Raw genomic sequence first — 621 nt, forward strand, 5'->3', positions numbered from 1 at the left:
CGGCGGCGGAATGGTGGGTGGCTGGGGGTGGTTGAACACGGGTGAGCGACCGAGGAAGGGTGGCCCGTCGAGGCGGGTCGCGGGGCCCGGAATGATGGTGGGCCGGCGGTCGTTACACATGGTCCCGGCGTCGTGGTGAGGGCGTTGCCCCCTGCGGGTGAGGGCGTTGCCTCCTCGCGTCGGATCCCCTGATTTCCCCCCTTGTTTTTGAGCGCCGGACGGTGCTTGTGCATCCGGATGCCGACCCCCGTCGGTGGGTGCGCCGACCCCCGAATGGAGCTTCATCATGAACACGATTCTGCGTAAGAGCGTTCTGGGTATTGCTGGTCTGGCTTTTGCTGGTGGCATGTTCGCTGGTCCGGTGGCCGCGCATGTTGATGGTGGTGCGTTGGCGGCGGGTAAGCCGGTGGCTGTGGTGCAGGCGGAGAAGCCGGATGCGGGCAAGCTGATGCCGCATGGTGTGCAGGGTAAGCAGTCGCGGATCGACCTGGACGACGAGCAGGTCGGTAACGCCAAGGCGATCATCGCCGCGACCAAGAAGACCGGCATGGACGAGCGTGCCGCCGTGGTCGCGATCGCCACCGCGTTCCAGGAGTCGAAGCTGGAGAACCTGGGCCACCT

The 621-nt window shown here is 66.3% G+C and carries 1 pseudogene; it reads left to right on the top strand.

Features of this window, described 5'->3' with window-relative positions:
* Positions 1 to 286: 286 nt before the first annotated feature.
* Positions 287 to 621: pseudogene (locus IEY61_RS30935) on the top strand (hypothetical protein); the annotation flags it as partial.

The organism is Micromonospora sonchi (assembly GCF_014646235.1).
GTDB lineage: Bacteria > Actinomycetota > Actinomycetes > Mycobacteriales > Micromonosporaceae > Micromonospora > Micromonospora sonchi.